Origin of the sequence: Paraburkholderia sp. Ac-20347 (assembly GCF_017104805.1) — a bacterium.
In the GTDB taxonomy this organism is placed as follows: Bacteria; Pseudomonadota; Gammaproteobacteria; order Burkholderiales; family Burkholderiaceae; genus Paraburkholderia; species Paraburkholderia tropica.
On the sequence record NZ_JAAGPN010000155.1, the window covers coordinates 1 to 19301 of the forward strand.

18 protein-coding genes are annotated in these 19301 nt (G+C 65.6%); 6 read left to right on the forward strand and 12 right to left on the reverse strand.

Translation table 11 applies throughout. From position 1 onward, the window contains the following. Together G3N97_RS24930 and G3N97_RS24935 are read right to left on the reverse strand one after the other, a co-directional pair. Window positions 1-590 (reverse strand): DUF2242 domain-containing protein (locus G3N97_RS24930; protein ID WP_205995696.1); only part of this gene is annotated, 590 nt, incomplete at its 3' end. Between the two features lie 409 nt (window positions 591-999). Then, on the reverse strand, window positions 1000-2115 hold the full coding sequence (locus G3N97_RS24935) for a branched-chain amino acid ABC transporter substrate-binding protein (protein WP_205995718.1): 1116 nt from the start codon (window positions 2113-2115) through the stop codon (window positions 1000-1002). 444 nt (window positions 2116-2559) lie between these two features. On the opposite strand from G3N97_RS24935, the gene G3N97_RS24940 reads away from it, so the two are divergent. Next, entirely contained in the window at window positions 2560-3234 is a 675-nt protein-coding gene (locus tag G3N97_RS24940; protein ID WP_205995698.1) for a GntR family transcriptional regulator, read from the forward strand. Between the two features lie 122 nt (window positions 3235-3356). Here the strand turns inward: G3N97_RS24940 and G3N97_RS24945 are convergent, their stop codons facing one another. Together G3N97_RS24945 and G3N97_RS24950 are read right to left on the reverse strand one after the other, a co-directional pair. Beyond that, entirely contained in the window at window positions 3357-4718 is a 1362-nt protein-coding gene (locus tag G3N97_RS24945) for an APC family permease (RefSeq protein WP_205995700.1), read from the reverse strand. Window positions 4719-4978: 260 nt separating this feature from the next. After that, entirely contained in the window at window positions 4979-5809 is an 831-nt protein-coding gene (locus tag G3N97_RS24950; RefSeq protein WP_205995702.1) for a carbon-nitrogen hydrolase family protein, read from the reverse strand. Window positions 5810-5953: 144 nt separating this feature from the next. Here G3N97_RS24950 and G3N97_RS24955 point away from each other — a divergent pair, with 144 nt between their 5' ends. After that, on the forward strand, window positions 5954-6805 hold the full coding sequence (locus G3N97_RS24955) for a helix-turn-helix transcriptional regulator (protein ID WP_205995704.1): 852 nt from the start codon (window positions 5954-5956) through the stop codon (window positions 6803-6805). Window positions 6806-6862: 57 nt separating this feature from the next. On the opposite strand, the gene G3N97_RS24960 is transcribed toward G3N97_RS24955, so the two are convergent. The 6 genes from G3N97_RS24960 to G3N97_RS24980 all read right to left on the reverse strand — a co-directional run bounded on the left by G3N97_RS24960 (window position 6863) and on the right by G3N97_RS24980 (window position 11363). Further along, window positions 6863-7285: a rubredoxin gene (locus tag G3N97_RS24960; RefSeq protein WP_205995706.1), complete on the reverse strand. Its 423-nt coding sequence runs from the start codon at window positions 7283-7285 to the stop codon at window positions 6863-6865. Window positions 7286-7328: 43 nt separating this feature from the next. After that, window positions 7329-7457 carry a hypothetical protein gene (locus G3N97_RS40015; RefSeq protein WP_258365463.1) on the reverse strand — a complete coding sequence of 43 codons (129 nt, stop codon included), beginning with the start codon at window positions 7455-7457 and terminating at the stop codon, window positions 7329-7331. Between the two features lie 340 nt (window positions 7458-7797). Continuing rightward, the gene (locus G3N97_RS24965; RefSeq protein ID WP_205995708.1) at window positions 7798-8355 is read right to left on the reverse strand and encodes an FUSC family protein; all 558 of its coding nucleotides are present in this window, start codon (window positions 8353-8355) and stop codon (window positions 7798-7800) included. A gap of 134 nt (window positions 8356-8489) precedes the next feature. After that, a complete protein-coding gene (locus G3N97_RS24970) occupies window positions 8490-9869 on the reverse strand; it encodes an aspartate aminotransferase family protein (RefSeq protein WP_205995710.1) in 1380 nt (459 codons plus the stop codon). Between the two features lie 217 nt (window positions 9870-10086). Continuing rightward, entirely contained in the window at window positions 10087-10500 is a 414-nt protein-coding gene (locus G3N97_RS24975; RefSeq protein ID WP_205995712.1) for a DoxX family protein, read from the reverse strand. Between the two features lie 137 nt (window positions 10501-10637). Continuing rightward, window positions 10638-11363 (reverse strand): pirin family protein, encoded by a 726-nt coding sequence (locus G3N97_RS24980; RefSeq protein ID WP_205995713.1) that lies wholly within the window; start codon window positions 11361-11363, stop codon window positions 10638-10640. Window positions 11364-11496: 133 nt separating this feature from the next. On the opposite strand from G3N97_RS24980, the gene G3N97_RS24985 reads away from it, so the two are divergent. The 4 genes from G3N97_RS24985 (at window position 11497) to G3N97_RS25000 (ending at window position 15697) form a co-directional block, all read left to right on the forward strand. After that, window positions 11497-12405, forward strand: coding sequence for a LysR family transcriptional regulator (locus G3N97_RS24985; protein ID WP_205995714.1), 909 nt, complete (start codon window positions 11497-11499; stop codon window positions 12403-12405). Between the two features lie 507 nt (window positions 12406-12912). Continuing rightward, window positions 12913-13476, forward strand: coding sequence for an alkyl hydroperoxide reductase subunit C (gene ahpC / locus G3N97_RS24990; RefSeq protein ID WP_065057593.1), 564 nt, complete (start codon window positions 12913-12915; stop codon window positions 13474-13476). A gap of 178 nt (window positions 13477-13654) precedes the next feature. Beyond that, on the forward strand, window positions 13655-15256 hold the full coding sequence (gene ahpF / locus G3N97_RS24995) for an alkyl hydroperoxide reductase subunit F (protein WP_205995715.1): 1602 nt from the start codon (window positions 13655-13657) through the stop codon (window positions 15254-15256). 174 nt (window positions 15257-15430) lie between these two features. Then, window positions 15431-15697 (forward strand): cupin, encoded by a 267-nt coding sequence (locus G3N97_RS25000; protein WP_065057717.1) that lies wholly within the window; start codon window positions 15431-15433, stop codon window positions 15695-15697. 81 nt (window positions 15698-15778) lie between these two features. Here G3N97_RS25000 and G3N97_RS25005 read toward each other — a convergent pair whose 3' ends face one another. Next, on the reverse strand, window positions 15779-17203 hold the full coding sequence (locus G3N97_RS25005) for a virulence factor family protein (protein WP_205995716.1): 1425 nt from the start codon (window positions 17201-17203) through the stop codon (window positions 15779-15781). Continuing rightward, the coding region (gene mprF / locus G3N97_RS25010) for a bifunctional lysylphosphatidylglycerol flippase/synthetase MprF (RefSeq protein WP_205995717.1) at window positions 17200-19301 on the reverse strand (2102 nt) is incomplete at its 5' end. The genes mprF and G3N97_RS25005, both read right to left, overlap by 4 nt.

A 19301-nucleotide genomic window follows, 5' to 3' on the forward strand; every position in this document is an offset into this window, starting at 1 on the left:
ACGACGCCCGGCGGCACCGGCGCCATGAATTTCAGTTGCTCGATCGTGGCGAGCGCGCGTGCGCCCGGCACCCATTCGTCGGCGAAACGCAGCGACCAGTCGACCTGCACCACGCCCGGCAGGATCGTCTCGCTCGAAATCTTGACCATCTCGTCGCTGTTCGAGCGGATCGGCAGCGAAACCGACCCCAAAATCGACAGCCCCACGCTCGCCGACGTATCGCTCTTCTTCAGCGCATAGCCGTTCTGCACGGCGTTCACATAGACCATGCTCGAATTGCTGGCGTCGCCGGAGGTGCAGACCACGTGCACTTCCACGACGATGTGCTGGTCGCTCGTCGGCTGGAAGTTCTTGGTCGCGTCGACGGTGTCGCTCTTGGCCATCGTCGTCATGTAGCCCTGGCTCAGCAGGGCGCGACGCGACGCCTCGCAGGCGTCGGCGCTGCCGTAGGCGAAGTTGCGCGAGAACGGGCTGGGGGCGCTGCTCCACAGCTGGTCGTCCTGGAATTTAGGCTTCGCGGACGAGCACGCGCCCAGCGCGGCGGCCAGCGGAATCAGCAGAAACGGGGCAACTCGGGAAAAACGGGACATATTCGAGAGAGGCGAGACGGCAGACGTCGGACGGCAATTGTAGTTCGGTTCGGGTTTCCACGACCGAACGGTCGTATCGGGGGCACGATCGGCAGGGCCGAAAACGGGCGAAAACGAGCCCCGGCGCGCGCCTCGACCGAGACAAAATCACGCACAAACCGAAAGTGAGCACCTACTCACTCTGCCATTCTGCGCCATCCGGACGGCAAAAGCGTGGCGAAAAAAATGGCCAAAAAAAACGGGCTTCCGCGCGTGGCGAAAGCCCGTGTCAACCCGGCGCGCGTCCCGGCGGACGGAGAAGTGTGATCCGCCGCTGGCGCGCCGCAGCCGGGTACCGCCGGCTGTTCCCCTGGAGCGCGCGACGCCGGACCGCCCCGAAGAGCGGCACGAGGTCGCGCGCAACGATGCTTTACTTCGTGCCGACCGTGGTGAGCGGCTGCCACTGACCGTTCACGACCTTGTAGACGGTCACGCCGCCGTACTTCAGGTCGCCGTACTGGTCGTAGGCGAGCTCGTTGGTCGTCACGCCCTTCATGCTGGTCGCCTTGAGCGCGGCGAGGAACACGTGCGGATCGGTCGAGTTGGCCTTCTTCATCGCGGCGATCACGGCGCGCGTGCCGTCGTAGGCGTACGGCGAGTACAGTTCGACCGGCTTGTTGAAGCGCTTCGTGTAGCGCTCGACGTAGTCCTTGCCGCCCGGCATCTGTTCGAGCGGGCTGCCGCCCGACGAGGCCAGCGCGCCTTCGGCCGCCGGACCGGCGATCTTGATCAACTCGGCCGAATGGACCATGTCGGGCCCGATCAGCGTGGCCTTCATGGCGAGCGATTTCATCTGCTTGAGCATCGGCGCGGCCTGGGTGTCGGCGCCGCCGTAGAAGATCGCGTCGACGTCGGCCGACTTGATGTGCGTGAGGATCGAGCGGAAGTCGACGGCCTTGTCGTTGGTGAATTCCTGCGCGACCACGGTGCCGCCCGCCGCCTTCACGGCCTTCGCGAATTCCTCGGCCACGCCCTGGCCGTAGGCCGTGCGGTCGTCCACCACGGCGAAGCGCTTGAACTTCAGATCCTTCACGACGTACGCGCCCAGCACGCTGCCCTGCTGCGCGTCGGAAGTCACGAGACGGAAGGTCGTCGGCAGGCCCTGGCGCGTGTAGGCGGGCGCCGTCGCCGTGGCGATTTCGGGGATGCCGGCCTTCGCGTAGATCGGCGCGGCCGGGATGCTGGTGCCCGAATTGAAGTGGCCGATGACCGCGGAGACGCCGTCGTCGACGAGCTTCTGCGCGACCGTCGTGCCCGTGCGCGGGTCGGCCTGATCGTCGTAGGCGTCGATCACGAAATGCACGGGCTTGCCGCCGATGGTCGGGTTGGTGGCGTTTTCGTCGTCGATCGCCATCTGCACGCCGCTCTTGAAGTCGGCGCCGTAGTGGGCCTGGCCGCCGGTCAGCGGAGCGGCGAAGCCGATCTTGACGTCGGTGGCCTGGGCGAGCGCGCCGGCGCTCCAGAGGCCGGCGAGCGCGGCGATCATGACGGGTGCGCGCAGGCGCAGGCTCGGGGTGGTGTGGCGTGTCATCCTGGTTCTCTCCTCAGCGTTCTACGTTTTCATGGGCGCAGGCGGGCCCGCGCCGCGCACGGGAATGCGTGGCGTGCCGTTCTGCATAGGGGTGAATCGGCCGGCGGCCGCCGTGGGCGCGCGCGGGCGCCCGGGCCGTCCTCAAGCCGTTGCGTCCGCAACGGCTTCGGGGCGGTTCGGCGGATACGCTAAAATTGTTTGTTTTTCAGATGCTTACAACATCCCATACGGTCTCCGGACAAGGACGCGGCAACAGCGAATCGACTGATTGACGGATACACTCAGCCTCATCAAGTATCCATCATTGCTCGGATTGTATCCAATTCTGGCAGGCAAAAAAAACGACGACAACTTTTTTTCGTCGGCCTTCGTTCGGCCGGCGCAAACGCACACGAACACATGACGACAGTGCAGGGCAAGGAAGACCAGCGATCGCTGCCTCAAACCATCCGCGACCAGTTGCGCGATGAGATCCTGCGCGGCGTGTTGCCGCCGGGTGCGCAACTGCGCCAGGAAAGCCTCGCGGAGCGCTTCGGCGCGAGCCGCATTCCGGTGCGCGAGGCGCTGCGCCAGCTCGAGGCCGAAGGGCTCGTGAGCTACCAGCTCAACCGCGGCGCGGTGGTGATGGCGATGTCGACGCGCGAGATCTGCGAGTTGCTCGACATTCGCGCCGCGCTGGAGACGTACGCGGCGAAGCTGGCGGTGCCGAACATGGTGGCCGCCGACATCGACGTGATGAAGCGCATCCTCGCGGCCTACGACGCCGCCACCTCGCCCGCCGACTGGGCCGAGTACAACCGCCAGTTCCACCTCGCGCTGTGCGCGCCCGCGAACAACGCGCGGCTGCGCAAGATGATCGAGGAATACTGTTTGTCGACGACGAATCGCTATCCGCATCTGCGCATGTCGCTCGATACGGAAAAGGGCGACGTGCAGCGCGATCACTACGAGATCGTCGATGCCTGCAAACGGCGCGCCGTCGACGACGTGGTCGAGCTGATCGAGCGGCACATTCTGGATACCAAGCGCGAAGTGATGGCCGCCGCGCGGATGGCGGGCTTGACCGATCAGTGAGCTGATCGAGGGATATTCGTTGCGCGTGCAACGAAAAACGGCGAGCGCCCCTGCGGGCGGCTCGCCGTTTTTTTATTTCAGCGCGTGGGGAACGCGCTGTATTTCGAGGCTTGTTTCGACGCTTAAACCGCCATTTCCGGCGGCGCGCGGCGGAAGCAGCGCGTGATCCAGCCGAGGTAGGCGAGACCGAGCACGAACCAGATCACGCCGAGCACGATCGCGGTTTTTTCCAGGCTGCAGAGCAGCCAGAGGTCGGTGACCGCGCCGATCAGCGGGAACACCAGGCCGCCGAGCACGCCGAAGCCGCGCGTGCCGGCCGCGCCGCTGAAGTACTGGCGGATCACGCAGAGGTTCACCGACGTGAACGCGAGGAACGCGCCGAAGTTGATGAACGACGTCGACGTGGCCACGTCCAGCTTCAGTGCGATCAGACCGACGATGCCGGCGATCGCGATGTTGATGGCGGGCGTGCGGAAACGCGGGTGAATGTAGCCGAAGATCGACTTCGGCAGCACTTCGTCGCGGCCCATCGCGTAGAGCAGACGGCCGACGCTCGCCTGCGCCGAGATGCCCGAGGCGAACTGCGCGAGGATCAGGCCCGCGAGGAAGATCGTCACGAAGATGTCGCCGCCGACCTTGCGCGCGATTTCGAACGCGGCCGAGTCCGGGTCCTTGAACACGGCGCCCGGATGCGCGAGCTGGAGCGTGTACGCGGCGATCACGAAGATCGCGCCGCCCACCAGCGCGATCAGCACGATGGCGCGCGGAATGGTCTTCTCGGGCTCGATGGTTTCTTCGGTGAGCGTCGAGACGGCGTCGAAGCCGAGGTACGAATACGCGGCGATCGCGGCGCCGGCCATCGTCGCCGAGAGCGGCACGTGCGGCTGGAAGAACGGCTGCGCGGTCAGCAGTCCGCCCGGACCCGCGGCGGCGGCTGCGTAGTGGCAGCACAGCACGACGAACACGGCGGCGATGCCGAGCTGCACGACCATCAGCACGATGTTGAAGCGCGCGGCCAGTTCGATGCCGAGCACGTTCAGACCGCTCGTCAACACGATGAACGCGACGATCCACACCCACGCCGGAATGCTCGGGAACGCCGCGCCCAGATAGGCCGCGCCGATCAGCCAGATCACCATCGGCAGGAAGAAGTAGTCGAGCAGCGTGGCCCAACCGATCATGAAGCCCAGATGCGCGTTGAAGCTTTTGCGCGTGTACGTGTAGGCGGAGCCCGCGACGGGGAACAGACGGGCAAGCTTGCCGTAGCTGAGCGCCGTAAACACGATGGCGATGAGCGCGATCAGGTACGCAAGCGCGGCCGTGTCCTGGCTCGCGCCGGCGAGCACGCCGTAGGTGCCGTAGACGATCAGCGGCGCCATGTAGGCGAGGCCGAACAGCAGCACCGACGGCAGGCGGAGCGTGCGTTTGAGGTGCGGCTCTCTTGCGCTGGATGCGCTTTGGGCGGGTGGCGAAGATGGCTTCATGATGCAGGTGTCTCCGAAATGCTGCGGGTGGGTTGCAAGGATCTGCGAGTGAAGTCCAGCCGATCTCTGCGCATGCGTGAGTGAAGCGTCCGGCTTGACGTCGCACACATTGATTCGGGGTGCGAATCAGTGCGTGTCGCGTGCCAGACGCTGCGATGGCCGGTGTTCGGGCCACGCGTCGTTGCTTTATTTTTGGTGGTCGGCGCGGCGCGCGTGAGGCGTGCGCGGCCGCGCCGGAAATACGGTTTTCGGCGGTTTTTTTAACGCGTCCGCGCGCGGATGTTGAGCGAACGACGGCCCTGCGCGTCGTTTTCGTCGACGAGATTGAGCGCGATGCGCGCGTCGTGCAGATAGCTGTAGTGCTCGCGGCTTTGTGCGAGCAGCGCGCGATCGACCGTGACCGGCAGCACCGCGTCTTCGTGCTTGAGTTCGGCCAGCACGTCGCCGAACGGGCTGATGAGCGACGATTCACCGGGGAATGTGAGGTTGTCGTCGCCGTCGCCGATACGGTTCACGAGCGCCGCGAACATCTGGTTTTCCATCGCGCGCGCCACGATCGCGCGGCGGTGCACGGGGCCGAACGGATCCATGTTGCCGTTGGTGACGACCAGCATTTCGGCGCCGAGCATGCCGACCGCGCGCGCGGTCTCGGGAAACTCGATGTCGTAACAGATCAGCAGGCCGACGGTCATGCCCTTGAATTCGCAGACTTCGTAGCGGTCGCCCGGCGTGAACACGCCCACGTCGGTGGCCCACAGATGCGTCTTGCGGTATTGCAGGGCGATCTCGCCGCGCTCGTCGATCAGCACGGTGGTGTTGTAGAAGCGTTCGCCGTCACGTTCGGCGAGGCCCACGGCGACGGCTACATTGGCGTCGCGCGCGGCGTCGCGCACGCGGGTCAGCGACGGGCCGGACAGCGTCTCGGCGATGTCGCGCACGTTCTCGCGCGTGGGGAAACCGGTGAGCGTGGCTTCGGGGAACACCATGAGATCGGTACCCGCGCGGCGCTTGCCGATGGCGTCCAGCGTGCGCTCGAGGTTGGGCGCGACGGCGCCGTCCACGAGAGGAATTTGCGCGAGTTCGAGTTGCATGTCTGTCTCCAATTTTGCCTCTGACAACGGGCTCGCGAGGCATTGAGCTTATAAAATGGCCGCGCGAACATCAGGAGCGGCTATTATCACCACGTTATTTTTGTCCAGGAATTACCCAGCAGGGGTACCCTGATCGGAGGACTCATGGAACCCGACTGGCAGGACCGCGCGTTCCATCATCACATCGCGACGCTGATCGACGCCCTCGACGGCCCCGATTTCTGGACCCGCGCGACTCGCGTGATCGAGCGCTTCGTCGCCTTCGACAACTGGGTGGCGCTCGTCTTCGTGCGCGATCGCGCGCCGCTCGTCTGCGCCGAGTCGCCGATGCCCGACGGCACCGTGGATCTCTTGTTCCGCGCGTATCTGGAGGGGATGTACCAGCTCGATCCGTTCTATATCAACGCATGCGAAAGGCCGCGTGCGGGGCTGATCACGCTCGCCGAAGTCGCGCCCGACAATTTCCGCATGACGGATTACTACCAGCGCTATTTCAAGAGCAACATCATCGGCGACGAAGTGCAGTTCAACGTGCCGCTCGATGCGCGGCGCACGCTGATTTTCTCGCTGGGCGCAAAGCACCATTACACGGAACGCGATGTGGCACAGTTCGCGATGTTCGCGCCGTGGGTGATTGCGTTGATGCGCCAGCGCCTCGCTTACGAGCCGGGCGTGGCCGCCGACGAGGCGGGCGCCGCGCCGCAATCCGATGCCGTGGCGGAGCGCGCGGCGGCGGAAGTGCTCGAACTCGATTACGCCAGCCGCTTCGACGCGGTCACGCAGCAAAGCGGACGCACGCCGCTGACCGCGCGCGAAATCGAGGTCGTGCGGCAGAGCCTGTCGGGATTTTCGACGCGCGCGATCGCGGAGCGGCTCGAAATTTCTTTCGAAACCGTGCGGGCGCACAAGAAGCATATCTACGCCAAGCTCGGCGTCAGCTCGCAGTCGGAGCTGTTCGCGCTGTTTTACGAGCCGATCGGGCGTGAGGGCGGGTGAGCGCGCGTCTGAGCGCGTTGCGAAACCCCGCGCGCCGATGAGCGCGGGGCGGGTGCGTCAGAACTCGATGAGCGCGAAGTCTTCCTTGCCCACGTCGCAGAGCGGGCAGCGCCAGTCGTCGGGCACGTCGGCCCAGCGCGTGCCGGGCGCGAGGCCGTCGTCGGGTGCGCCGAGGGCTTCGTCGTAGACCCAGCCGCAGATCACGCAGACCCATTGCTTGAAGCCGTCGTCGGCCGCCTGTGCGGCTTTGGGCGCGGTCGTGTCTTGGGCGGTCTCCGCCTGCGGGTCCACACGCGGCGTGTCGAGCGCGACGACGAGCGGCGCCGACGTGCTTTCGCGATTCGCGAGCCGGGTTTGCAGGGTCTCGAGCAATGCGGCGGCTTCTTCAGCCGTGAAGTCGATCCAGTAAGGATCGCCGGCGCCGTCGTTCAGACGGTCGGGGGAGAACTGGATTTCGAGGGCGACGCCTTTCTTGTACATAAGCGAAAACGGATTCCTGGGCGTCCCGTGCGGCGCGCCGCGCTTAGACGAACAGGCGGACCAGCAGCGAGCCGGCGATGCCGCCAAAGGCGATCAGCGCGAGCATCTGCAGCAGGGAAATGGTCTTGCGCGGCGAAGCGTTCGGGGCGGGATGACGGGTCGTGGTGTTCATGGATGTGCGATGGTCGTGCGACGCGCGCAGCCGGTTGGCGACGCGGCGCGAAGGGTGTCGAAAAACAGTGTCGAATCTCGTGCGCCCGCATTGGCGCGGCCCGGAGTTTCGCACGATTTCACGTTCGCGGGGGCAATTGCACGGCGACCGCGCGCAGCGGCCGCACTGGCATTGACGTCGGCGCAAGCCCATCGGCACGACGCTGCTGATTATCGCCGCTAATCGGCTGAGGATTGCGCAGCGAACGGAGATGGATTATTTCGCGAGGGTTGAGAGCGCGGGCGGATTCTTTCTTCAGGCCCTGCTTCTTTCACCTCGGCTTCGTCGGCCTTGCACGCCTTCAGACATGCAGCCACTTTCGCTCAACGAGCGAAAACACCCAGCAGACCGGCACCGCGCAGGCCATGCCGATCGCCACTTCCGCGACCCGGAACAGCGCCACGTCCCACACGGGGCCGTGCGTGGGGACGAGCAGCACGATGGTGGTCGTGATTGCGCCAAGGCGCGCCGCCGTGCTCACGCGCAGACACCAGCACGCGATGATGACCACCGCGACCGCCACGAGATACGCGGTGAGGTTTTCCGGCCCGAGCGTGGCCGCCGCGAAGCCCACCACGCCGCCCGCGATGGCGCCGATGAACTGGTCGCGCGACTGCGCGAGCGTGTCCGCATAGTCGTGCTGGGTGACGGCGATGGCCGTGATCGCGGCCCAGAACGCCTGCTCGGTGTGCAGCGCGTGGCCGATGGCGTACGCGAGCCCCGCGCCGCACACGGCGCGCAATGCCATCAGCGTGCCTTGCGCCGCGCGGCTCTTGAGCGGCAGACGCTTGAGCGCGCCGAGCGCCGATTGCTGGAGCGACGAGAGATAGGCGAACAGATTGTCTTGCGGGTCGAACATCGCGTGATGAGAAAGTCGGTCTGAAATCGTTGACAACGGTGAGCGTGAAACGGTGCGCGAGAAGCGGCGAGCGCGAAAGCCGGAACGCGCTGCCGCGAGCCGGCGAAGCATAGCAACTCACCCATGCGGCTGCCTTACGCTGCGCAGAGTTCCCCAAGGCAGGCGTCGAAGGCGGCGAGCAGACGATCGACGTCGGCTTCCGTCGTCTCAGGACACACCAGCATCATGTTGTGGAACGGCGTAATCAGCACGCCGCGATTGAGCAGATAGAGGTGGATCACGTGTTCGAGTTCGTCGTCCATGGCGGCGCGCGCTTCGTTGCCATTGCGCGGCGGCGTGGCGCAGAACTGAAATTCGCTGCGTGCGCCCACGCGCGTCACGCACCACGGCAGCGCGTGTTTGCCGATGATCGCGGTGAGTCCCGCAGCGAGCCGTTCCGACAGCGTGAACATCAGCGCATAGGCGGCTTCGGTCATCACTTCGTCGAGCGTCGCGCGCATCGCGCTCATGGAGAGCGCGTTGGCCGTGAGCGTCGTGCCGATGCCCGAGTGGCCCGGTGGCGCGTCGAGTTTTGCCTTTTGCGCGCGGCCTGCGAGGTCGGTACTGAAGCCGTACACCGCGCAAGGCACGCCGCCGCCAACCGGTTTGCCGAGCACGAAGAGGTCGGGCTCAATGCCGTGTTCGCGTGCATAACCGCGCGGGCCGCTGCTGATGGTGTGGGTTTCGTCGATCAGCAGCAGCGCGCCGTGGCGCCGGATGAGCGCCTGCGCTTCGCGCCAGAAGCCAGGCTCGGGGAGGACCATGCCGACGTTGGTCATCGCCGGTTCGGCGAGCACGCACGCGACGTCGTTGCCCGCGAGCGCCTGTTCGAGCGCCGCGAGGTCATTGAACTCGACCACGCGCGTATGCGGCAGCAGGTCGTGCACCTGGCCGAGCAGGCTGGCGCGCTGCGTGGGCGCGCCGTCGATCAGGTCGACGAATACGTCGTCGACGGTGCCGTGATAGCAGCCGTTGAACACCACGATGGTGTGGCGGCCCGTGGCCGCGCGCGCCCAGCGCAGCGCGAAGCGGTTGGCGTCGCTCGCGGTCATGGCGAACTGCCAGTAAGGCAGCCCGAAGCGTTCGGCGAGCGCCGCGCCGACGGCCACCGCGTCCGCGCCCGGCAGCATGGTCGTGAAGCCGCGTTCGGCCTGATGCGCGAGCGCGCGCGCCACGGCGGGCGGCGCGTGGCCGAACATCGCGCCCGTGTCGCCGAGGCAAAAGTCGGTATAGCGATGGCCGTCCACGTCGCTGAAGGTCGCGCCGCGCGCGGCATCCACGTAGAGCGAAAACGGCGTGGACCAGTCGTTCATCCAGTGCAGCGGCACGCCGAACAGCAGATGCTGCGCGGCCTGTACCGACAGCGCCTGCGATGCCGGACGCGCGGCGACGAACGCGTCGCGCTCGCGAGCCAGCACGCGTCGCGCGCGTTCCCGATTCACACCGCGATCCTGCGAGATTGACCTGTCCTGCATGGGCGCTCCTGAGACCTGTTGGGTTCGGAGCCATCCTCGCATGGCCGGCGTGCGTTCGACAATTCGGTCAAACAGCCTATGCCGTCCGGCCGATGGGCACACGCTGCAAAGGCTGCCGCACAATGAAAAACGCGCTGCGTCGCAAGAGTCTTGCGTCGCAGCGCGCTGTTTTCTGCCTTCTGTTTTCTTCCCGAGCCGCGCGGGGCGGCTCGGCGTCTTACTGCCGATCGATCGAGAACTTGCCCGGACCGGCCACGGCGAGGGCCAGCAGACCGCCCGCGATGCTCACGTTCTTGTAGAAGTTGATCATGTTGGCCATCTGGTCGGCGCCCGTCATGTTCCAGAAGTGATGGCCGATGATCGCGGTCGCCACGGTGTAGAGCGCGAGCAGCACGGCGAGCGGACGCGTATAGAAGCCCACGATGATCAGAATGCCCACCACGAATTCCATGACGACGGCGATCACCGCCGAGAGCATCGGCGCCGGCGCGCCCACGTGCGCCATATAGTCGACCGTGCCGGAGAATCCGGTGATCTTGGACCAGCCGAACAGCACGAACAGGGCGGCCAGCAGGATACGTGAGACCAGCAGGACGGCATCGTTGCCTTGTCCGAACAGGTTATGTCGCATGGTGTTCTCTCCGAAGAACTTGATTGAGGCGTGAATGTTATTGACTGGGTTGTGCGCGCTCGCCGGGTGGCGGCCTGGGTTCACAGGCCGCCTGACTCCGGTCCGCGCGTCATGACTACGACGATGGCGTGCGGTGCTTACGACCAGAGTTCCGGCACTTCGATATTACGCAGATCGAAGACCAGGACTTCGGCATCGTGTCCGTCGGTGAAGGTCAGTTCGCGTTCCGAGCGGATCCGCGCGCCGTCGCCTTCGCCCATCTCCACGCCGTTGAGCTTCACGCTGCCGCGCGCCACGTGGACATAGGCGTGGCGTTCGGCGCCGATCTCGACCTTCGCGCTTTCCGCGCCGTCGAGCCGGCCGGCGTAGACGCGGGCGTCCTGGCGCAGCAGCAGCGAATCGTCGGCGCCGTCCGGCGAGAGGATCAGGCGGAACTTGCCGCGCTTTTCCGCATCCGCGATGTTCTTCTGCTGATAGCGCGGTTGCGCGCCCTTCTCGTTCGGCGCAATCCAGATCTGCAGGAAGTGCACCGGCTGATCGGCCGAATGGTTGAACTCGCTGTGCGCGACGCCCGTGCCGGCGCTCATCAGCTGCACGTCGCCGGGGACGATCACCGAGCCCGTGCCCATCGAATCCTTATGTTCGAGCGCGCCTTCCAGCACGTACGAAAAGATTTCCATGTCGCGGTGCGGGTGCTTGCCGAAGCCGCGCGCCGGAGCGACGCGGTCGTCGTTGATCACCAGCAGGTCCGAGAAGCCGGTCTGCTTCGGGTCGTAGTAGTTGGCGAACGAAAAGGTGTGACGCGAGCTGAGCCAGCCATGTTCACCGCGGCCACGTTGGTCTGCTTTGCGAAGTTCGATCATGTTCTCTCTCCAGTTCGGTGGGGCCGTTTCGGCCCGGAATGTTGTGCTGCGATGGAAGAGAGTTTAGGTCAATCAAAGCGATGTAAATCACCGTAAAATAGTACTCACTGTCACATTGAAGTGGACAATAGCAATGCAACTCGACGACATGCGGATCTTCGTGAATACCGTGGATGCGGGCAATTTCACGGCGGCGGGCCACCGGCTGCGGCTCTCCAAGCAGTTCGTGAGCCGCCGCGTGGCCGCGCTGGAGGCCGATCTGGGCGCGCGCCTGCTGGTGCGCAACACGCGCAAGCTGGCGGTCACCGATCTCGGCCAGGACTTCTACGAGCGCGCGAAACGCATCCTCGCGGACGTGAACGAGGCCGAGCAGGCCATGTCGGCGCGGCGCTCGGAGCCGCGCGGGCTGCTCAAGGTCAGTGCGCCCATGTCGTTCGGCATGGCGCATCTGTCGCCGCTGGTCGCGGAATTCCTGCGCGAGCATCCGGACGTGCGCTTCGACATGGATCTGAGCGACCGCAGCGTGGACGTGATCGGCGAGGGCTTCGACATGGCGCTGCGCATCGGGCGTCTCGCCGATTCCACGCTGGTCGCGCAAAAGCTCATCGACGTGCGCATGATCGCGTGCTGCAGTCCCGGCTACCGGCGTCGCCGCCGCGCGCCGCAAACGCCCGAGGAACTGGCGCAGCACGACTGTCTGCCTTACGGTCAGCAGGGGCGCGCGCCGTGGGAATTCATGGTCGGCGGCGTGCGCACGCCGTTCGAGGTGCACGGGCCGCTGCGCGCCAACAACGGCGAGGTGATCCGCGACGCGGCCATCGCGGGCCTCGGTATCTGTTATCTGCCGGACTTCATCGTGGCGGGATCGGTGGATGCGGGCGTGCTCGTCGAGGTGCTGGAGGACTACATGCCGCCGCCGAACGCGCTGCATGCGCTTTATCCGCAGCACCGAGAGGCGTCGGTGACGATTCGCGCCTTCACGCACTATCTGCGCGAACGGCTGGCCGCGCGGGCGGCCACGGCGCGCGGCGGCGCGCTTTGATGCGAGGCGCATGCGTGTCGTGCGTCGGATTGCGCCAGGCCTTGAGGAATAGCGGTTGCGCCTGCATCTGCTAAAGGCAGCGCGCGAGATAACTGGCGTCAGTTCCCCGGAACCCGGCGCGGGTTTGCGCGATCACAGCGGTTGCGGCTGACGCCCAGTCGCCCGTCGCGTGTCCTCATTTGTCATAAACCGAGAGGCAAACTGACGAGAACAGCCGCATGCAGGCCGTTCTGTCGCCCTCGGATGCACCAGAACGGGGCGCAAACGCTGCAGTGAAGTGAGGCGCGATGTCGCAGTTTCGTTGTATGCTCACCGCCCCGACGGTTGCGCGGGCCGCCCCTGGGCGGCGCGGACGCCCGGCTGGCGGGCTTTGGCGGCCCTCATAGGGCTTTTCCGGGGTCCGATAGGCACGGTTTATTCCCGCGATCAAAGCAACCAATTTTTCAAATGGGCGTGGATCCCTTAATCTTCGTCCATACCTTTTCCCAACCCAGAGCGAGGAAACGCATGTCTCTCATCAACACGCAAGTCAAGCCGTTCAACGCAACCGCATACCACAACGGCAAGTTCGTTCCGGTCTCTGAAGAAAACCTGAAGGGCAAGTGGTCGGTTGTCGTGTTCTACCCGGCTGACTTCACGTTCGTGTGCCCGACGGAACTCGGCGATCTGGCCGACCAGTACGCAGAATTCCAGAAGCTGGGCGTTGAGATCTACGGTGTGTCGACCGACACGCACTTCACGCACAAGGCATGGCACGACACGTCGGACACCATCGCCAAGATCCAGTACCCGCTGGTCGGCGACCCGACGGGCGCGATCACGCGTAACTTCGACGTCATGATCGAAGAAGAAGGTCTGGCACTGCGCGGCACGTTCGTGATCAACCCGGAAGGCGAGATCAAGCTGTGCGAAATCCACGACAACGGCATCGGCCGTGACGCCAAGGAACTGCTGCGCAAGGTGCAAGCTGCTCAGTACGTGGCATCGCACCCGGGTGAAGTCTGCCCCGCCAAGTGGACGCCGGGCGCAGAAACGCTCAAGCCGTCGCTCGACCTGGTCGGCAAGATCTAAGCGCCGTTCCACCCGCGCGGTCGTCATGACCGCGTGACGCTGAAGTAGTACCGCTGTATCTCCGGGCCGCGCCTTCGCGGCAGCGGCCCGGACGCCTGATCCGCCTCTGTGCAGGACGGCGAAATTTGCCAGGCAATACTTAAGAATTCCCCCGCTTCTTCTCTAGCCGGAAAACGCCATGCTCGACGCCAATCTCAAGACCCAACTGAAAAGCTACCTCGAAAAAGTCACGCAGTCGATCGAGATCGTCGCGTATCTGGACGACGGCGAGAAGTCGCAAGAACTGCAGCAACTGCTGCAGGACATCGCACCGCTCTCGGACCGTATTGCTCTCGAAGAACGCCGTGGCGCCGCAGCCGGCGACGCGCGTACCCCTTCGTTCGAGATCAAGCGCGCCAATTCGGACGTGAAGGTCACGTTCGCGGGCATTCCGATGGGCCATGAATTCACATCGCTCGTGCTGGCGCTGCTCCAGGTGGGCGGCTACCCGGTCAAGCTCGAAGACGAAACGATCGAACAGGTCAAGTCGCTCGACGGCGTGTTCTCGTTCGAAGTCTATATGTCGCTGTCGTGCCAGAACTGCCCGGAAGTCGTGCAGTCGATCAACGCGATGGCCGCGCTCAACCCGAATGTGAAGATCGTCACGATCGACGGCGCGCTGTTCCAGGGCGAAGTCGAGAAGCGCCAGATCATGGCCGTGCCGACCATCTACCTGAACGGCGAAGTGTTCGGCCAGGGTCGCATGGGCGTCGAGGAAATCCTCGCGAAGCTCGATACGGGCGCCTCGGCGCGTGCTGCTGAAAAGCTGAACCAGAAGGACGTGTTCGACATGCTGATCGTCGGCGGCGGCCCCGCTGGCGCGGCAGCCGCGATCTACTCGGCGCGCAAGGGCATCAAGACGGGCGTGCTGGCCGAACGTTTCGGCGGCCAGGTGCTCGACACGATGTCGATCGAAAACTTCGTCTCGGTGAAGGAAACGGAAGGACCGAAGTTCGCGGCGGCGCTCGAACAGCACGTGCGTGCCTATGACGTCGACATCATGAACCTGCAGCGCGCCGAAGCCATCGTGCCGGTCGGCAAGGGTTTCGAAGTGCGCACGCAAAGCGGCGCGACGCTGCGCGCGAAGAGCGTGGTGCTGGCGACCGGCGCGCGCTGGCGCAATGTCGATGTGCCGGGCGAGCAGGAGTACAAGAACAAGGGCGTGGCGTACTGCCCGCACTGCGACGGTCCGCTGTTCAAGGGCAAGCGCGTGGCGGTGATCGGTGGCGGTAACTCGGGCGTCGAGGCGGCGATCGACCTCGCCGGTATCGTGAGCCACGTCACGCTGCTCGAATTCGGCGCGCAACTGCGTGCGGACGAAGTGCTGCAACGCAAGCTGCGCAGCCTGCCGAACGTCACGGTGCACGTGAACGCGCAGACGACCGAAATCGTCGGCGACAGCCAGAAGGTCACGGGCCTCGCGTTCCTCGAACGCACCACGGGCGAGAAGCATCATCTCGAACTCGAAGGCGTGTTCGTGCAGATCGGTCTCGTGCCGAACACCGAGTTCCTGAAGGGCACGGTGGCGCTCTCGAAGCACGGCGAGATCGAAGTGGATGCGAAGGGTCAGACGTCGGTGCCGGGTCTGTTCGCGGCCGGCGACGTCACCACGGTGCCGTTCAAGCAGATCGTGATCGCCGTGGGTGAAGGCGCGAAGGCTTCGCTCGGCGCGTTTGACTACCTGATCCGCTCGTCGGCGGACGACGAGGAAGATGCGAAGGTCGCCGCCGCGGTGGTCTGACGCGCGCCTTACATCGACAGTTTTCCAGCAGTCTCTCTTTGCGCCGGCTTCGTGCCGGCGTTTTTTTGTCCGCGAAATTGTCTGTGGAATACGCGCGCGGATACCCCGTGCAAGCGCTTCGCGGACGTGACACACTGAATGCACGGCGCGTTGCCGATCGAGAAGGAGACTGCCGTGGACCGCGAAACGTTTGTTCGCACGCTGGCCGAAGAAGGTTTTCCCGAACCCGTGCTCGTGACGCGCGAGCACGGCGCGATGGACGAGCATACGCATCCGTTCGAAGCGAAAGCGCTGATCGTGATGGGCGAGATCACGATCGGCGCGGATGGCGAGGAGCGGCTGTATCGTGTCGGTGACGTGTTTCATCTGGCCGCCGGGCAGCCGCACGTCGAGCGCTATGGGCCGCAGGGCGTGCAGTATCTGGCGGGACGCAAGGATTGAGTCGAAAAAAATGGCTGCCGGAAGGCAGCCATTTTTCTTTGCAGCGATGCGCGAGTCCAGGGACTCGTCGACCCGTACGGTTTAACCCCGCACTGCAATTTCCTTCTTCCACCCTTCGATGATCTTCGCCGCAAGCGCGTTGTAGTCGCCGTCGAAGTGGTGGCTGCCGTTGGTCTTCACGAGATCGATGCCGGTGTTCGCGAGCGACGGGCACAGCGTGTCCGTTTCATCCTCGCCGTACACGCACTGCACGATCGATGGCGGCACCTTCGCGAGTTCCGGACGCACCTTAAGCGCCTTGTCGCTCGCGGGCATGCCGAGCCAACCCGTCACGCGGATCTGGAAATCGGCGTCCGGCGCGAAGCCGAGCAGCGACATGTACGACACCTTCGCGCGCAGCGCGTCGGGCAGACGGTTGTAGGCGAACGGCATCACATCCGCGCCGAACGAGTAGCCCACGAGCGCGATGTGCTTCGCGTGCCAGCGCGACGCGTACGTGTTGAGCACGCGCGCGAGGTCGTGGCTCGTCTGCGCGGGCGGCTTCTCGCTCCAGAAATAGCGCAGCGCATCCCAGCCGACCACCGAAATACCCTGCTTTTGCAGCGCTTCCGCGATGGTCTTGTCGAGATCGCGCCAGCCGCCGTCGCCGGAAATCACCACCGCGAGCATGTCGGTCGGATGCGCGGCGGGCAGCTCGATCAGCGGCAGATCGGAGACGTCCTCTTCGCTTTCCGTCTGCGCGCGCAGATGCGGCGCAGTCAAAGTCGCGAGCTTGTCGGCATCGGAAAGATTCGCGGCGAACACGCGCGGCGTGGCGCCATTCGATGCGGGCGCAACCTTCTCGGCGTTCGTCTGCGAGGCGGTCACGCCTTGTTCGAAGAAGCCGGGCAGACCCTTGCCGCGCGAGAGCGTCGGATCGGCGGGGCAGGGCGCGAAACGCGCGTCGAGCGGTTTCGTCGACGGATCGAGCGACACCGCGCCCGCCATCGTGTTCGCGGGCGACTGCGAGAGCATGCGTTGCGCGATGAGCGCGCCGGTGCCGCTGCCGATCGCGATCGGCGCGAAATACTCGTTCGATCCCTGCTGGCGTTCGAGCTGATGGCTCAGCGCTTCGGCATCGCTGTAGAGCTTGTGGCAGGTCTCGTTCTTGATGGCGGCGAGGTTCGACGCGTAGCGCGCCGTGTCCACGCCCACGACCAGCGCGCCGTGCTGCGCGAGCGCGTTGGCGCGCGTCTGGTCGGCGGCGTTCCAGTGTTCGCCCGCCGAGAACAGCACCGCGAAGCCGCGGATCGCGCCATCGGGTTTGGTCATCGCAACTTCGCCGTAGCGGCCGCCCGAGACGTGTTCGATGGCGCTTTTTTCAGCACTATTGGCAGCTTTGGCCGTCGACGTGGAAGCCGTAGAAGGCGTGGAAGCGAACGCGCCATGCGACGCGCCGGCGACGAGCAGGACGGCGCCCGCCGCCGCGCGAAGCGTGCGCGGCAGCGTGGAAAAACAATGAATCATGAACGCCAGCCTCCTGCCAGCAGCGATAGATCCGCAAGGGTGATGAACACGCTGATCGAGCCCGAAGCGGCCAGATAGCGCGGTTCCCAGCGCGGCGCGAACTTGTTCTTGAAGCCGCGCAGCCCACGGAAGTTGTAGAACTTGCCGCCGAAGCGCCAGATCAGCCCGGCAAGGCGATGCCACGACGACGCGAGCGGCGTCGGGCCCATGCCGGAAAGCGGCGCCATGCCGAGCGAGAGCGACTGAAACCCGGCGGCCTTGAGATGCAGCGCGAGCTGCGTGAAGAGATATTCCATCGCGTAGGGCGATGCGCCCGGCAGATGGCGCATGACGCCGACCGTCGCGTCGGTGTTCAGGTCGGTCGTCATGAAGGTGACGAAGGCGAGCGGCTCGCCGTTTTGACGCACCAGCAGCACGTGCTGGGCGGCGAGGTAATCGTCGTCGAATGCGGCCACCGAGAAGCTCTTTTCGCGCGCTTCGCGGTCTTCGAGCCACGCGTCGGAGATCGCGCGCAGCGTCGGCAGCGTGTCGCTCATCTGCGACGGATCGATGTGATCGAAGGTGAAACCGTCGCGTTCGCCGCGCTTGAGCGCGTAGCGGAGATGCGCGCGCTGCGGGCCCTTGAGGTCGAATTCCTGCAGCATCACGCGCGCTTCTTCGCCGAGCTTCATCAGCGTGAGACCGGCGTCGAGGTAGAGCGGCAGGGCGTCGGCGCGCACCTGATAGAACGCGGCGCGGCCGCCGTGCGCGTGCGCGAGCGAGACGAATTCGCGGATCAGCGCGGGCCATTCGTCGCGCGGTCCGACCGGATCGTGCAGCGCGGCCCACGTGCGGCCGCGCTTGGCGTACATGAGGAACGCGCTGCGCGACTGCGAGAACAGGAAGCTCTTGTCGCCCATCAGCGCGAGGCCGGCGTCGCTGCGTTCCTGCGCGCGCACGATGCGCGCGGCTTCGATCAGATCTTCGCTCGCGGGCATCACGAAACGCCCGGCCGCCGGACGCAGCAATTGCCACGACGCCAGCGCGGCGGCGAACACGCCCGCGCCGAGCGTGGCGCGCAGCGCACGCGGCGCGCGTTCGTCGAAAGCGAATTGCCACCAGAGATGCTGCGAATAATCGACGTCGCGGAAGGCGAACAGCAGCACCCACACGGCCAGCGCGATCACGCAGCCAACCGAGGCGAGCCACGCGGGCGTGAAGCGCTCGGTGAACAGCGACGAATGGCGATTGAAGCGGCGGCGCGTGGCGAGCAGCAGCGCGATCAGCACGCACAGCACGCCCGCTTCGACGAACGCGAGGCCCTTCATCAGCGAGAGCGCGAGGTTGGCAACGGCCAGCATGAGCGCGAGCCACCAGGCGGCGTCGAGGCGGCGCAGCAGGCCGCGCGCGACGAACAGCAGCAGCACGCCGAACAGGCTGCCGAGCATCTGCGAGCTTTCGAGCACCCAGAGCGGCAGCACGGTTTGCAGCAGCGCGATGCGCTTGGCGAACGCGGGCGTCGCGCCGGAGATCACGAGCATGCTGCCCGTGACGAAAGTGACGATGGCGAGAAACAGCGGGGCGAGTTGCGAGACGCCGTCCGCGCCGCGTTTCGCGATTGTCGTGCTGAGCGGGTTCTTGAGCGCGCGGCCTTCGAACACGGCGAGCAGCGCGGCCGAGAGCGCGAGCGGCGCGCCGAAATAGATCGCGCGGTAGGCGAGCAGCGCGGCGAACACCTTCGAGCCGGGCACGCTGGAACCGAGCGCGAACACCATCGCGGCTTCGAACACGCCGATGCCGCCGGGCGTGTGGCCGATCAGGCCGAGCAGCATCGCGGCGGTGTAGACGGTCAGGAAATCGGCGAAATCGACGTGCGCGTGCGGCATCACCGACCAGAGCGCGAGACCGGCGCCCACCACGTCGAGCGCGGCGAGCAGCAGTTGCGCGACGAGGTCGCGGCGCGCGGGCACCGAGAAGCGCGCCCAGTCACGCTTGAGCGGATTGATTTCGCGCGCCGTGGCGGGGCACGCCGCGACCATCGCGGCGCCGAGCGCGAGGACCGCGCCGCCGATGCCGCGCAGCGCGTCGGGCGAGAGATGGAGCAGGCCGGAGAGCGTCG